The organism is Brevibacterium sp. LAARM3_SD1 (assembly GCF_057364765.1).
The window spans coordinates 213,961-228,829 of the sequence record NZ_JBNFOL010000001.1; the positions used below are offsets into that span (position 1 = coordinate 213,961).

The 14,869-nt window shown below is 64.1% G+C and carries 14 protein-coding genes; 13 read left to right on the forward strand and 1 reads right to left on the reverse strand.

Annotated elements, in window-relative coordinates; all coding sequences use genetic code 11:
- Positions 1 to 204: 204 nt before the first annotated feature.
- The 6 genes from AC2W7L_RS00970 to AC2W7L_RS00995 all read left to right on the forward strand — a co-directional run bounded on the left by AC2W7L_RS00970 (position 205) and on the right by AC2W7L_RS00995 (position 6,892).
- The gene (locus AC2W7L_RS00970) at positions 205 to 450 is read left to right on the forward strand and encodes a hypothetical protein (RefSeq protein WP_486002857.1); all 246 of its coding nucleotides are present in this window, start codon (positions 205 to 207) and stop codon (positions 448 to 450) included.
- Entirely contained in the window at positions 447 to 1,238 is a 792-nt protein-coding gene (locus tag AC2W7L_RS00975) for a hypothetical protein (protein ID WP_486002858.1), read from the forward strand. The genes AC2W7L_RS00970 and AC2W7L_RS00975 overlap by 4 nt, the downstream gene beginning before the upstream one ends.
- A gap of 105 nt (positions 1,239 to 1,343) precedes the next feature.
- Complete coding sequence (locus AC2W7L_RS00980) at positions 1,344 to 2,861, forward strand: hypothetical protein (protein ID WP_486002859.1); 1,518 nt, start codon at positions 1,344 to 1,346, stop codon at positions 2,859 to 2,861.
- Positions 2,862 to 3,326: 465 nt separating this feature from the next.
- Positions 3,327 to 4,481 (forward strand): pyruvate dehydrogenase (acetyl-transferring) E1 component subunit alpha, encoded by a 1,155-nt coding sequence (gene pdhA, locus AC2W7L_RS00985; RefSeq protein ID WP_486002860.1) that lies wholly within the window; start codon positions 3,327 to 3,329, stop codon positions 4,479 to 4,481.
- Entirely contained in the window at positions 4,481 to 5,458 is a 978-nt protein-coding gene (locus AC2W7L_RS00990) for an alpha-ketoacid dehydrogenase subunit beta (protein ID WP_486002861.1), read from the forward strand. Before pdhA ends, AC2W7L_RS00990 begins: the two co-directional genes overlap by 1 nt.
- Before the next feature lie 18 nt (positions 5,459 to 5,476).
- Positions 5,477 to 6,892, forward strand: a complete 1,416-nt coding sequence (locus AC2W7L_RS00995) for a dihydrolipoamide acetyltransferase family protein (RefSeq protein ID WP_486002862.1) — start codon at positions 5,477 to 5,479, stop codon at positions 6,890 to 6,892.
- 260 nt (positions 6,893 to 7,152) lie between these two features.
- On the opposite strand, the gene AC2W7L_RS01000 is transcribed toward AC2W7L_RS00995, so the two are convergent.
- Positions 7,153 to 8,112 carry a protein kinase gene (locus tag AC2W7L_RS01000; RefSeq protein WP_486002863.1) on the reverse strand — a complete coding sequence of 320 codons (960 nt, stop codon included), beginning with the start codon at positions 8,110 to 8,112 and terminating at the stop codon, positions 7,153 to 7,155.
- Positions 8,113 to 8,676: 564 nt separating this feature from the next.
- Here AC2W7L_RS01000 and rpmB point away from each other — a divergent pair.
- From rpmB to AC2W7L_RS01035, 7 genes are all read left to right on the forward strand, one after another.
- Positions 8,677 to 8,913, forward strand: a complete 237-nt coding sequence (gene rpmB, locus AC2W7L_RS01005) for a 50S ribosomal protein L28 (RefSeq protein ID WP_039211930.1) — start codon at positions 8,677 to 8,679, stop codon at positions 8,911 to 8,913.
- Positions 8,913 to 9,080, forward strand: coding sequence for a 50S ribosomal protein L33 (rpmG, locus tag AC2W7L_RS01010; RefSeq protein ID WP_092010042.1), 168 nt, complete (start codon positions 8,913 to 8,915; stop codon positions 9,078 to 9,080). The genes rpmB and rpmG overlap by 1 nt, the downstream gene beginning before the upstream one ends.
- Positions 9,081 to 9,086: 6 nt before the next feature.
- Complete coding sequence (gene rpsN, locus AC2W7L_RS01015; protein WP_025779151.1) at positions 9,087 to 9,392, forward strand: 30S ribosomal protein S14; 306 nt, start codon at positions 9,087 to 9,089, stop codon at positions 9,390 to 9,392.
- Between the two features lie 69 nt (positions 9,393 to 9,461).
- Entirely contained in the window at positions 9,462 to 9,749 is a 288-nt protein-coding gene (locus AC2W7L_RS01020) for an HU family DNA-binding protein (RefSeq protein WP_025779153.1), read from the forward strand.
- Between the two features lie 256 nt (positions 9,750 to 10,005).
- Positions 10,006 to 12,027: a bifunctional copper resistance protein CopD/cytochrome c oxidase assembly protein gene (locus tag AC2W7L_RS01025; RefSeq protein ID WP_486002864.1), complete on the forward strand. Its 2,022-nt coding sequence runs from the start codon at positions 10,006 to 10,008 to the stop codon at positions 12,025 to 12,027.
- Positions 12,028 to 12,426: 399 nt separating this feature from the next.
- The gene (locus AC2W7L_RS01030; RefSeq protein WP_323127761.1) at positions 12,427 to 13,785 is read left to right on the forward strand and encodes an MFS transporter; all 1,359 of its coding nucleotides are present in this window, start codon (positions 12,427 to 12,429) and stop codon (positions 13,783 to 13,785) included.
- Positions 13,786 to 13,943: 158 nt separating this feature from the next.
- Entirely contained in the window at positions 13,944 to 14,690 is a 747-nt protein-coding gene (locus tag AC2W7L_RS01035; RefSeq protein ID WP_486002865.1) for a 3-hydroxybutyrate dehydrogenase, read from the forward strand.
- The last annotated feature ends 179 nt before the right edge of the window (positions 14,691 to 14,869 follow it).

Sequence of the window (14,869 nt, forward strand, 5' to 3'; positions counted from 1 at the left end):
GGCGTTTCCGCCTGTGGATTCGGCGATGACTTCGCCATCAGCGCCTTGTGGATGCTCGGCGCTCTTCCCCAACCCTGAAATCGAGGCTTCCGCCCCTGCCCCGCGCCCTCCTACGGTCGAGTGATTCGGGTACGGACACCGGATTCGGGCATGGGTGCCGGATTCGGTCGCAGATGCCGGACGGACAGGTGGGAGGGCTGAGGCATGATCACGGACGAGCTGGAGCGCAATCGCGAGCAGTGGAGACGGCGAGCGGAGGTGCTGCGCTCCCTGGCGCAGAGCTGCCGCCAGATCGACGGCTGGGATTCCCCGGCGGGAGCGCTGCTCGATGACAGGGTGGCGTCGTGTGCGGAATCGATCGACCGTCTGGGCGAGCGGGCGGAGAAGCTCGCCGAGGCGTATGACCTCCACCTGCAGGTTGTGTCGGTGGGAGGGCGGATCCAACTGTGAACGCCCGACCCGCCGCGCGAGAGACCGCCGGAATCGACAGCTGGATCGTCGTCGACCTCGACCGGATCATCAGGCTGCCGGAACGTCTGCGTCGTCTCTGGCCGCCTGATCTGCTCCCTCGCCGGGTCGGACAGGACTCCCGAGCCGCCTCGGCGAAGATTGGGAGGGCCAGCGCCGCAACGGAACTGGGTGGGACAGAACCAGGCACGGCTGACGCAGTGGTTGGGGATGCCGCCACAGCCTCGGGGGCTGTCGCCGCTGGGGCGGCCAGCGCGGCGCCGGGGACGGCCAGCGGGGTCACGGGGACAGCGAAGCGAGACATCGATGTCCTCACCGCATGGCTGCGCGGCTTCGCCTCCGAACTCGACCGAGTGACCACGCGCATCAGCGTCGTCGTGTCATCGGGAGCCGAAACCGTGCACCTGGCGCTGTGTCTGGGGCCGGGGGTCGGGCTCGCGGTCCTCGCTCTGCAGGGCGAAGGGCTTGAGGACTTCGCGCAGCATCAGCTGCTGCGCAGGATCGAACCGGGACGGATCGGGCACGTCGTCGAGGATCTCGCCGAACTCGTCGAACAGGATTGCGTGCTCACGCTCAGCTGGGCATCCGGACAGGGAGGCACGGGACTGGAGTTCCTCCGTCGAAAGGACGGGGTCTGGTTTCGGCCGGTCATCGAGCGCGCCGGCGACTCCGTCACCGTCGACAGCGAGGTCGTCGCGGGAGATGCGGCGGTGCGACAACTGCTCAGCGCCGTGCTCACCCGGACGCTGACGGCAGGAGCCCCGAAGTGACGGCGGCAGCAGGAGTCCGCTGGGAACTCGTGGCCTCAGGGCCCGGCGGGGAACGGGACACGCGGAAGAAGCCGGCACGGGCCGGGGCGTGAGGGGAGACGGGCGATGATCGATTCGACGACGCGCGGCGGCGGGCGGATCACCGTCGACGAACGCGCCGATGACAGCGGAGACGCACTGCAGACCGTCATCTCAGGTATCGGCGACCTGACCGTCGACGCTGCTGTCGGGGACTTCGACCTCGCGACTCTGCTCACCCAGGTCCCGGCCCCCGTGACTGCGCTCAACCTCGATGCCTGCAGGATCCGATTCCACAGCCAGCTCGCCGCCTCGGTGCTCGAGCTCGAAGCCACACTGGTCGCAGTTCGGGCCGCTTCCTTCGCCTACCGACAGGCGGAGAAGGGGATCAGCGAAGTCTTCGGCGGACTGCTCGACGCCCTCGGCTACGCGACCGGTCGCATCATCGCGCTCAGCCTGCCCGTCATCATTCCCGTCGCGCTCGTCGTCGGCGCCCAGGTCGTCGTGGTCACGAAGATCCTCGACGCCACCGGACTCGACGATGTCATCACCAAACAGTTCGGCATCGACCTGGGCAAAACGAAGGCGCAAGCGAAGGAAGCGCTGATCACGTTCGCGTTCGAGCAGTCCGACGTCTCCGGTGCCGTCATCGAGCACGTGCTTCCGGGCGTCGTCGTCGGGTTCCTGGGTCTGCCGCCGTTCGTCCTCAACGCCGATGGCGACCACGGATTCTGGCCGCACGACTCGACGTCGATGACGATCTGGGTCCTGGCCGGTGCGAACGCGTTCGGACTGCTGCTGCCCTCCGACGTCGAAGTGTGGAGGGCAAAAGGGCTGACTCCGCCGCACAAGGAGCCGCCGCGTGACGTCGAAGACCTCTTCATCCGCGAAGCGAACCGTCACCGCGGAGCCGATTCCGGCCAGGTCCGCATCGAGGAGATCGTCGGCCCCGATGGGACGACCCGCTATATCGTCTACGTTCCGGCCACCACCGACTGGTCGCCGAAGTCCGGGGTCAACACGACGGACCTGACGACGAACGTGCAGGGGATGGCCGGCAATGACACCGTAATGCGTGAGATGGTGCGCCAGGCGATCGCCGATGCCGGGATCGGACGCGACGCCGAGGTCATGCTCGTCGGGTATTCGCAGGGAGGGATCACCGCAGGATCTCTGGCCGCGGACCCGGCGTTCCTCGACGATGTCAACGTCACTGCCCTGATGACGGTCGGTGCTCCGGTCTCCGATTTCGCCATCGATTCGGAAATCGACGTGCTCTCCATCGAACATGAACAGGACCTCGTGCCCGATCTCGACGGCAATGAGAACCCGGCGGCGAAGAACTGGTCGACGATCACCGTCGACTACGACCCCGATGAACTGCGCAAGGTCCCCGAGCTTGCGAACAAGTCCGATGCCGAGCTCGATGAGATGTTCGCTTCGGCCGGGGCGGCACACTCGTCGGTCGCCTATGCTGCTTCGATCGGCCTGCTGCTGCGGGCCGGCAATCCCGGCTTCGACCGCTTCACCTCGAAGAACTCGGGCTTCTTCACCGGTGACCTCGCGAAGACGCGCGACTACCAGGGCAAGCGCAAACGCCACTGAACTCGGTTTCGCGGCACGGCCCTCGGCATCGAAACGATGGGACACCTCGTGCACCGACGGAGCTCATGGAAGCTGCACTCGATCTCCCGAGGATGGGCCGCCTCGGCGCGCGATGGGATCGTGCGAATCCTGCACACGACCTCCCGAAGAAGGGCCGCCTCGGTGCTCGGATGTGCATTGGTCGGACGATGGAGCATCTCTGCCGTGATCGACAATTGTCCACGGAACGCTTTGGAACTCGGCCACATGTGTCGAGCTCGGGCCATAGTCTGTTCCTGACCTGCACTTTTGATACTCGAACCGCATGGGGAGAGTGGCAAGCAGTGAGTGGATTCGGTATTGTTATAGCACCTGTGAATCAGATCACTCGAGGGCGAGTTCTCACATCCGAGGGCCTGCCCGACGGACACGGTCCACCACTGGTCACCTCCGGTGAAGTTGGACCTCGAACAAAGGAGAACTGAAATGACCTCCAACATTTCAGTGGGAACCGGCGCTGCCCACAGTCAGTCCTCGGAGCCCAGAATGATCCAGATGCTCACCGAAGACGGAAACCGCGTCGAATCCGGTGAGTACGATGCCTTCGCAGCAGAACTCACCGATGAGGATCTGCGCGGCTTCTACCGGGATATGGTCCTGGTCCGCCGCATCGACGCCGAAGGAGCTGCTCTGCAGCGTCAGGGACAGTTGGGCCTGTGGGCACCTCTGTTCGGACAGGAAGCAGCCCAGATCGGCATGGGACGGGCCGCTCGCCCCCAAGACTTCGTCTTCCCCACCTACCGCGAACACGGCCTCGCCTACACCCGCGGTGTCGAACCCGAAACCCTGCTCAGCATCTTCCGCGGTCAGAACCACGGCGGCTGGGATCCGCAGGAGCACCGGTTCCACACCTACACCATCGTCATCGGCTCGCAGACCCTGCACGCCACCGGCTACGCCATGGGCATCTCCATGGACGGCGACGTCGGCACCGGCGACATCGAACGCGACACGGTCGCCATCGCCTGCTTCGGCGACGGCGCGACCTCGCAGGGCGATGTCTCCGAAGCGCTGACCTTCGCCGGAGCCTTCCACGCCCCGGTCCTGTTCTTCTGCCAGAACAACCAGTGGGCCATCTCCGAGCCCACTCACGTCCAGTCCGCGGCGCCGCTGTCCACCCGCGGCGAAGGATTCGGAGTTCCCGGAATCCGCGTCGATGGCAACGACATCATCGCGATGTACTCCGTCGCCCGCGCCAGCCTCGATTCCGTGCGCGCCGGCCACGGCCCGATGCTCATCGAAGCCTTCACCTACCGTCGTGGTGCCCACACCACGGCCGATGACCCGACGAAGTACCGCGACAAGGCCGAAGAGGAGATCTGGGAGGACCGCGACCCGATCACCCGTCTCAAGGCCTACCTGGACAAGCACACCGAGACCAGCGACGAATTCTTCGCCGAGGTGGACGCCGAGGCCGACACCCTGGCCGCTCGTATCCGCCACAACTGCATGACCATGGAGAACCCCGACGGCGTCGAGATGTTCGCGCATGTCACCGCGGAACCCCACTCCCTCGTCGACGAGGAACGTGCCGAATTCCTGGCATACCAGGCCTCGTTCGCCGATGCGGGTGAGGCCTGATGGAGAAACTTCCCCTCTCTAAGGCGATCACCGCCGGAATGCGCAAGGCCATGGAGGACGACCCGAAGGTCGTCCTCATCGGTGAGGACATCGGCAAGCTCGGCGGCGTCTTCCGCGTCACCGAAGGACTGCAGAAGGACTTCGGTCCCCAACGCGTCATCGATGCCCCGCTGGCCGAGTCCGGCATCGTCGGCACCTCGATCGGCATGGCCATCCGCGGCTACCGTCCCGTCATCGAGATCCAGTTCGACGCATTCATCTTCCCTGCCTACGACCAGATCGTCACCCAGGTGGCGAAGCTGTACAACCGCACGCTGGGCAAAGAGAACATCCCGGTGGTCGTCCGCGTGCCCTACGGCGGCGGCATCGGCTCACCCGAGCACCACTCGGAAAGTCCCGAGACCGTGTTCGCACACCACGCCGGACTGCGGCTCATCTCTCCGTCGAACGCTCATGATGCGTACTGGATGATTCAGGACGCGATCAAGAGCGAAGACCCGGTGATGTTCTTCGAACCCAAGCGCCGTTACTGGATGCGCGGGGACGTCGACACCTCCGCCCGGGGCGAGCTGGGCATGCACGACGCCCGAGTCGTATCCGAAGGCACCGACGTCACCCTCGTCGCCTACGGTCCGCTCGTGCCGACCGCGCAGGACGTGGTCACCGCGGCCGCGGAGGAAGGCAAGAGCGTCGAACTCATCGACCTGCGCAGCCTCAACCCGATCGACTTCAACGCGATCGAGAAGTCCGTGACGAAGACCGGCCGACTGGTCGTCGCCCACGAGGCTCCGACCTTCCTGGGGCTGGGCTCTGAGATCGCAGCACGCATCACCGAACGCTGCTTCTTCAACCTCGAAGCCCCGGTCATCCGGGTCGGCGGTTACCACACCCCGTACCCCGGCTCGCGGATGGAAGAACACTACCTGCCCGACCTCGATCGCATCTTCGATGGTGTCGATCGGGCCCTGTCCTACTGATTTCGAGGAGAGTCAAGAATGTCATTCGAATTTCCTCTTCCCGACGTCGGTGAGGGCCTGACCGAGGCCGACATCGTCGCGTGGAAGGTCGCCCCCGGCGACACCGTCACCGTCAATCAGATCCTCGTCGAGGTCGAGACCGCGAAGTCGCTCGTCGAGCTGCCCAGCCCGCAGGCCGGCACCGTTGGTGCCCTATTGGTCGAGGAGGGTCAGACCATCGAGGTCGGCACCCCGATCATCCGGTTCGGCGGAGATGATTCCAGCGCCGAGGCGGCCCCTGCCTCCGCTGGTGCGCCTGCTTCCGGTTCGGCTGAGAAGTCGGCCGAGGAGTCCGGTGATGCCGACGGCGGAGCCACCCTCGTCGGATATGGAGCGAAGGAGACCTCGTCGAAGCGGCGTCCGCGCAGGGGCGCTTCCGTCCCGGCTCCTGCCGCTGCCGCAGCGCCGGCAACGCCGGTAGCCCCGGTTGAACCGCCTTCGGAGGCGGCCCCGCCCGCACCCGCAGCAGCTCCGGCCGCGCAGGCACAGCCCGCATCGGCACCTGCCTCACCGGGCAAGCCGTTGGCGAAGCCGCCCGTGCGGAAGCTTGCGAAGGATCTGGGCGTCGACTTGTCCCAGGTGACTCCGACCGGTTCCCGCGGGGACGTCACGCGCGACGATGTGCACGACGCCGCGAACCAGGCGACCGCTCCCACGGCGGGTGCGACGGCACCGGCGGCCGCCTCGGCGAGTGACCAGGGAGCGCTCGAAGAGCGGATCCCGTTCAAGGGCGTGACGAAGATGATGGCTAAGGCCATGGTCGATTCGGCCTTCACGATGCCGCATGTCACCGAGTTCCTCGACGTGGACGTCACCGAGACGATGGCGATGGTCCGCCGGCTGAAGTCGACGAAGTTCCTGGGCGAGGAAGTCAAGGTCTCGCCTCTGCTCATCGTCGCCAAGGCCGTGGCCTGGGCCGTGGGACGCAATCCGCGGATCAACTCGTGCCTCGAGGGCGACGAGATCGTCGTGAAGAAGTACGTCAACCTCGGCATCGCCGCCGCCACTCCGCGCGGACTGATCGTGCCGAACATCAAGAACGCGCAGGCCATGGGTCTGGGCGAACTGGCGCAGGGCATTCAGGATCTCACCGCTCTGGCGCGGTCGGGCAAGACACCGCCGGCTGACCAGGCCGGCGGAACGATCACGATCACGAACGTCGGCGTCTTCGGAGTCGATGCCGGTACGCCGATCATCAATCCGGGTGAGGCCGCGATCCTCGCGTTCGGGCAGGTCCGGAAGAAGCCGTGGGTGGTGGGCGACGAGATCGTTCCGCGTGAGATCACCACGCTGTCGGTCAGCGCCGATCACCGTGTCGTCGACGGCGAGATCATCTCGAAGTTCCTCGCCGACGTCGGACGGGGCCTGGAGGACCCGACCCTGATGTTGGCCTGAGGTTTCACCCCGGTGCCGGCTGTTCGTCGGCGCTGTGGGCTTGAACGAGGCCCGAACGCCCCGGTTTCGCATGATGCGAGGCCGGGGCGTACTTTCTGTCCCTAGTGCTGGCCGCAGCCCAGTCTGAGTCAGACAGCCCAACTTCAAATCTGGGCTATCTGCTTCAGACTGGGCCGTGAGCGAATGGCAGAACGGTGAGGATCTCCATGCGCATGGCCGGAGCCGATCCTCAAACGCGCGGGCCGCGGCGACTGCTCGGTCTACCCGTCGAGGTAGGCGCTGTTGTCCTTGGGGCTGCCGTCCTTGACGAGACGCTTGGCTATGCAGTGGTTGCGATCGAGGCCCCATGAGCGGCACTGGTCGAGGGCCTGTTCCGGATCGCTGTAGCCGGTGTCGACGACCGTGACCCAGTAGCTGCCGTCCTTGTACGAGGCCCAGTCGCCGCTGTGGATGAGGATCGCGCCCGGATACTTGACCTTGTTGGCCTCGTACTCGTTGAGGATGTCCTGCGCTGACCACGTCTTGCCGTCTGCCTCGAGGCCGACGTTCTTCGCGCTCACCTGAGTCACCCACTTGCCTTCGAGGTCGGCGGCTTTCTCGGTGCCGTCTGCCGTATAGTCGTCGAGCTGCTGTTCCGGGCTCTTCGTCGGCTGGACGAGATCGTCGGACGGGCTGGGCGACGGGCTTGCCGACTCGCTGGATCCGACGTCGACGGGGACGGTGCCAGACGAGGGTGCGAGCCATCGGATGCCGAAGAATCCCACCAGAGCCAGAATCATGATGATGGCGATGATGACGACGGTGATCTTCAGGCCATTGCCCGACGACGAATCGCTGTGGACGGTGGGCGGAAACTGTGGCGGAGGAGGAGTCTGAGGCCCACTTCGTGCCGAGCCGCCGACGTCGTTGCCGGCACCACCGCCGGCAGACCGTTGCGCCGGCTGAGAATTCGCATACTGATGTGAGCCGGCAGAGTGTGCGTCATCGAAAGGTGAGTGTCCGGCAGGGGCGAAGACGTTGCCGCTGCGAGCTTTCGCGATCGACTGTTCCCCCGTGTGCCGTTCGAGATACTCGTAGTAGGTCGAGTTGTCGAAATCGGCAGACGAATGGTCCGCCTCATTCCCGTACGACGGGTTCTGACCAGCGGATTCACTTGAACCCTTGTGCCAGTCGTCGCTAGTCGCCGGACGAATGCGCGGCCTCTGTGGAACGTCGCTCATCAGTCCTCCTGAATGCCAGATGTGGTGGCAATCATCTACTTACCTTGGCACGAGTCGAGCAGACGTTCAACAGGATCGCTGACAGGACGCGTTGCCGACGAAAGCCTACTGCGGAAATCCCCGAGTTGCCTTGACCCCAGCTGTGAAAGTCCCTCCTGCCGTCGACAAAGGCCGGATGAACCCCTCGAGATGAGCGAAATCAGTGACGAAGACCCCATCACGGAAACCGAGATGAATTTGCCCTCCGACCCGCCGTCTCAGTAAGATTGATTCTTGTTGTGTCGTAGCAGCCCGGTCGCCGATCGATCTGCTACGACAAACATGGTGCTCACCCACCGCTGCACTCCAGCTTCGGCCATCTCTCACAGGCTACGGCTTCAGCGCTGGTGAGACATCTCGCCCGAACGGGCAGACCTGTTTCGGCGTACACAATTTTCACGGTGACAGTCGAGAAAATTTGTTGATGTCTTCCGACATCGGCGCAAGCGAGCGGGGAGAACACTGACGTGTGATCCCGCAGGAGCTTGTTTCGAGAGTCGGTAACTTGTGAACTGGAGGAGAGACATGGCAGCAACCTGCCAGGTAACCGGGGCAGTCCCTGGTTTCGGACACAACGTGTCCCACTCGAAGCGCCGCACGAAGCGTCGCTTCAACCCGAACATTCAGAAAAAGCGCTACTACGTTCCGTCGCTGCGCCGCAGCGTCACGCTGACCCTGTCCGCTAAGGGCATCAAGGTCATCGACGCTCGCGGAATCGACGCTGTGGTCAACGAACTCATCGCCAAGGGAGTGAAGCTCTGATGGCTAAGGCACAGGATGTTCGTCCCATCATCAAGCTCAAGTCGACGGCCGGCACCGGGTACACCTACGTGACCCGCAAGAACCGCCGCAACACCCCGGACCGCATCGTGCTCAAGAAGTACGATCCCGTAGTCCGCAAGCACGTCGATTTCCGAGAGGAGCGCTGAGCGCACATGGCTAAGAAGTCAAAGATCGCAAAAGACAAGCAGCGTCGCGTCATCGTTGAACGCTATGCAGAGCGCCGCGCGACTCTCAAGCGTCAGCTGACCCACCCTGACTCCACCGACGAGCAGCGCGAAGAGGCACGCCTCGCCCTGCAGAAGCTTCCCCGCGATGCTTCGCCGGTTCGCGTTCGCAACCGCGACCAGGTCGACGGCCGTCCGCGTGGCTACCTCCGGAAGTTCGGACTCTCCCGAGTTCGTTTCCGCGAAATGGCTCACAACGGCGAGTTGCCCGGCGTTACCAAGTCAAGCTGGTAATCTCGAGGAAGTTCGTCATCGGAAAAACGGACCGGTGACCTACCGACTTGTCCTAAGGAGGACACTTTTATGGCTAAGAACCGCAGTGAGCTCGTTGCAGAAGTTGCCGAGAAGTCCGGCCTGACCCAGAAGCAGGTCTCGGACGTGCTCGATGGTGTCTTCGACGTCTTCTCCGACGTCGTGGCCAAGGGCGAAAAGCTCACCATCCCCGGCTGGCTCTCCGTTGAGCGCACCGAGCGTGCCGCTCGCAAGGGTCGCAACCCGCAGACCGGTGAAGAGATCCAGATCAAGGCCGGCTACTCCGTGAAGCTGTCCGCTGGTTCGAAGCTGAAGGGTGCCGCTGGCAGCCCGAACTGATCGACGCAGCAGCGTCAAATGGCCCGGATCGTCTGATCCGGGCCATTTGCTGTCTCGGAGCATCTTCGAATAGGGGGCGGATTCGTCGTCCCAGCGGACGGAATCCATCCTCGCCGAGGCGGCTCCCCGAGATCTCGGCCACGAAGGGATCTCCCGGTTGGCAGTGCAGCGACGCCGAACGATATCCTGGTTTCATGTCAGAAGGGGCGGTCCGCGCACAGTGAGTTCTTCAGGTTTCGAACCGATCACACGGTTCGTGCAACGTGCCGCGGTCCCCATCGTCGTCTTCCTCGGGGCGATCGCTGGACTGGCCGCACTCTTCTTCACCGGAGCAGCCAACCCGACGCTGCTCAATGACCCCGGCTCCGTCGTCCGTTTCGGCCTTCCCGCAGCGAAGTTCGTCTTCAATACTGCGATGTCGCTGACCGTCGGCGCCCTGATGTTCGCCGTCCTCATCCTTCCTCGCACTGCGGGTGGCCGCAGCCGCCGACAGAAGAATGCGGACGAAGACCTTCCGCTCGACCCGTTGTGGACGAGAGCCATTCGGATCGCCGAAGTCTCCTCGGTGGTGTGGACGCTGTCCGCGGTCGCCGTGCTCGTCTTCTCATTCGTCGACACCGTCGGTGCTCAGGCCTACCTCGATTTCTCGAACCAGCTCGGCGTCTTCGTCACTCAGATCGCCTACGGGCAGCTGTGGGTGCTCATCGTCGTCCTCATCGCCGTCGCCTCCACCCTGTGCTTCGGTACCCGCTCGCATATCGGCATCGCCGCCGCCGGAGTGCTCAGTGTCGCCGTGATCCTTCCCTTGGCGCTGATGGGCCACTCCGCGGAGGCCTCCGGGCACACTCAGGCCGTCAACAGCCTCGGCCTGCACATCCTCGGTGCGGCCCTCTGGCTCGGTGGACTCTTCGTCATCGCACTGCTGGGCACACGGCTGGCCGTCTCGAAGAACCTCAAGCCGATCGTCGAGCGGTATTCGACGATCGCACTCATCTCCTTCGGTCTCATCGTCTTCTCCGGTGTCGTCAACGCGCTCCTGCGGGTGCATGACTTCGACGACCTCATGACCACCTACGGGCAAGTCATCCTCGCGAAGGCGTTCGCGACGGTCTTGCTCGGTCTGATCGGATTCTGGCACCGTCAGTTCGTCATTTCACGCTTGGGCACAGCCGCCTCGGCGACGGTGGAGTTCTGGCGCCTCATCACCGTCGAATTCATCCTCTTCGGGGTCACGATGGGCATGGCCGTGGCCTTGGCCCGCTCGCAGCCGCCGGTGTCGCAGGAGCCGGTGGGCGACCCCACCCCGGCCGAGATCCTCACCGGTGATCCGCTGCCGCCGAAGCCCAGCTTCTCCCGCTACTTCAGCGAATGGTCGATGGATCCGCTGTGGATCGCGATCGCAGCGGGCGCCTCGATCGCCTACGTCGTGGCGTTCATCAACCTCCGCCGCCGGGGTGACAAATGGCCGGTGCTGCGACTCATCAGCTGGCTGGTGGGCATGGTCTTCCTCGTCTACGTCACCTCGGGCGGACCCCGCGTCTACGGTGAGGTGCAGTTCTCTGCGCACATGATCGAGCACATGCTCCTGGTCATGGTCGTGCCCCTGCCGTTGGTGCTCGGCGCACCGATCACGATGCTCATGCGCGGAACGAAGGCCCGGCGGGACGGGTCGGCCGGCGTTCGCGAATGGGTGCTCTGGCTCGTCCATACTCCGTACCTGCGCTTCTTCGCGCACCCGATCGTGGCGAGTGTGAACTTCGCGGGTTCGCTCGTCGTCTTCTACTACTCGGGAATCATGTACTACGCGCTCGATACCCATATCGGGCACGAGCTGATGATCGCCCACTTCCTCGGCGCCGGATATCTTTTCGCGCAGGCCCTCATCGGCATCGATCCAGGGGTCAATCGCCCCGTCTATCCGATGCGTCTCGTGATGCTGCTGGTGACGATGGCCTTCCACGCATTCTTCGGAATTTCGATCATGAGCTCGAACGTGCTGATCGCCGGTGATTGGTTCGGCAATGTCGGCGCAGGCTGGGGCTATACGGCGATCGACGACCAACAGCTGGGCGGTTCCATTGCGTGGGGCATCGGCGAGTTCCCGACCCTCTTCATCGCGATCATGGTCTGCGTCCAATGGGCGAAGTCCTCGGACCGGGAGGCCAAGCGCATCGATCGCAGCGAGGACCGCACCGACGATTCCGAACTGCGCGCCTACAATGCGATGCTCGCCTCCATGGCCGAGCGCGATGCGAAGGCGCCTCCGCGCCGTCGGTGAGTTCATCCGGCCATGCTCTGAGCGCGGACCGCTGTGTTGCGTCTGAAGCTGGCAGGGCGACTCTTCGTAGGCTGGACGGAGCGTCCTGCAGTGCCGTGCGTGCCGCAATGGGCCTTGCGGACTTGGGGCAGTCTCATCTGACTGTCGCACATCGGCTGTGCACGAATGTGCACCGGAAATTCTCGGATTATGGCCAGGTCGTTTCCAAAATCTCTGTAATGTGGCGCACACTGATCTTCGGATGAGGAATATCCAAGCGCCCGAGACACTGCGCTGAAGCAGGGGTTCCCCGGCCGCACCGATGCGGTCTGAGTACCCCGAGCCGTCAGCCGGTCGGCGCCAGAGCAAGTCGATTCGCGCATTCAATGGTGACGCGGATTGTGGAAACGAAGGAGTCCCATGAGTTCTCAGAGCAATGCTGAGAGGAAGTCGATCCGTGCTCAGCTGCGCAAGGTCGTCGCTGCCTCGATGGCCGGAACGGTCGTCGAATGGTACGAGTTCTTCCTCTACGGTTCGGCCGCCACACTGGTGTTCAACCACATTCTGTTCCCGCCTTCCGACAATCCGCTGACTCCGATCCTGGCCGGTTTCGCCACCTACGCGGTCGGATTCATCGCCCGGCCAGTCGGCGGCATCGTCTTCGGTCACTTCGGCGATAAATACGGTCGCAAGAAGCTGCTGCAGCTTTCGATCGTCCTCGTCGGTGTGGCCACGTTCCTCATGGGCTGCCTGCCGACATTCGACCAGATCGGCTACCTCGCCCCGATCCTCCTCGTGCTGCTGCGCGTCGTCCAGGGCTTTGCCGTCGGCGGCGAATGGGGAGGCGCCGTCCTCCTCGTGGCCGAGCACGCGCCGAACAAGGAACGCGGCTTCTGGGCGTCGTTCCCGCAGTCCGGTGTTCCCTTGGGCAACCTGCTCGCCACTGCAGTTCTGTTCATCCTCACCGCGACGCTCACCGAAGAGCACTTCCTGTCGTGGGGTTGGCGCATTTCGTTCTGGCTGTCTGCCGTCATCGTCCTCATCGGCTACTACATCCGCACCCGCGTCTCCGACGCTCCGATCTTCGACGAGGTGCAGTCAGAAGAGATCGAAGAGGGCGTCGACTACGGCGTCAAGGCCGTGTTCAAGCGCTACCCACGTGAGGTCTTCGCCGCGATGGGTCTGCGCTTCGTCGAGAACATCCACTACTACCTGGTGGTCACCTTCTCGATCACCTACCTTGCCACGCAGGTGAAGATCGAATCGGCCGAAATCCTCGGCCTCCTCCTCGGCGCGCACGCGATCCATGCGGTTCTCGTTCCCATCGTCGGTGCCGCCACGGACCGCATCGGACGCAAACTGCCCTACGCTGTGGGCATCATCCTGACTGCGACGTGGGGCTTCTTCGCCTTCCCGATGTATGACACCGGCAGCGCCGTGATGATCTTCCTCGCCCTGCTCATCGGCCTGGTCTTCCACGCGCTCATGTATGCCGGTCAGCCGGCGATCATGTCCGAGATGTTCCCGACACGCATGCGCAACTCGGGCGTCTCGACCGGATACCAGGTCACGGCGATCGTCGCCGGATCCTTCGCGCCGATCATCGCCACCGCGCTGCTCGACGCCTTCGGATCCTCGATCCCGATCGCGCTCTACCTGCTGGCCGCTGCGATCATCTCGTTCATCGCTCTCATGTACACCCGCGAGACCAAGGGCATCGACCTGCGCTCTCTCGACCATGCAGACAAGGTGCGCCGCGGAGTTGCCACCGCCAGCTGAAACCAGCCAGCGCTCGTCTTGAGGGGGCGGTGTCGGTGACTATCGGCACCGCCTCATTGCCTGCCACCGTGCGCGGCACCCACCTCGATGAATCCTCGCCCTCCGCAGGGAGGAAGTTGGATCCGTACCACTGACCCGAACCACGAAAGGGACATCTCTTGGGAGATCTCACCAGCAAACGCGCTCTCGTCACCGGCGGAGCATCCGGGCTCGGAAAAGCGATCGCCCAGTCCTTCGCTCAGGCCGGAGCCTCCGTCATCGTCGCTGACGTCGACGCCGACTCGGCACAGGCCGTTGCCGACGACATCGGCGGCGAAGCGTGGGCCGTCAACCTGGCGGACACCTCGGCGTTGGAGGGCACCGATCTCGACGTCGACATCCTCGTCAACAACGCCGGCATCCAGCGGATCCACCCGATCACGGAATTTCCGCTCGAGGACTGGCAGCTGATCAACACTCTCATGCTCGAGGCGCCGTTCGTGCTCACGAAGGCGGTGCTGCCTAGGATGTACGAACGCGGGTGGGGACGCATCATCAACCTCTCCTCCGTCCACGGTCTGCGCGCCTCGGCGAACAAGTCCGCCTATGTCGCGGCGAAGCACGGGCTCATGGGGCTGACGAAGACGACCGCGCTCGAGGCCGGGCCGCACGGAGTGACGTGCAATGCGATCAACCCCGGCTATGTACTCACGCCCCTGGTCAAGGGACAGATCGCCGACCAGGCGAAGACGAACGGCATCAGCGAGGACGAGGTCCTCGAGCAGGTCTTCCTCGGCCATTCCGCGGTACCGAAGCTCGCCGAACCCGAGGAGGTCGCGGCCATCGCGCTCTTCCTGGCTGGGGAGCATGCCGCGGTCATCAACGGCAGCGCCCACAGCATCGACGGCGGTTGGGTCGCCGCCTGACCCACCCTCCCTTATTGCTACCCGACGGCGGCTCAGCAACCTCGCGCGAGGTATCTGGGCTGTGTTGTCTCATTACGTTGCTGACAACCTGACTCATTACGTTGCTGACAGTATGTCTCAATACGTTGTTGACACACTTCGGGCCATGCCTGAAGCCCTCTCACTAGCCAAACGCCGCG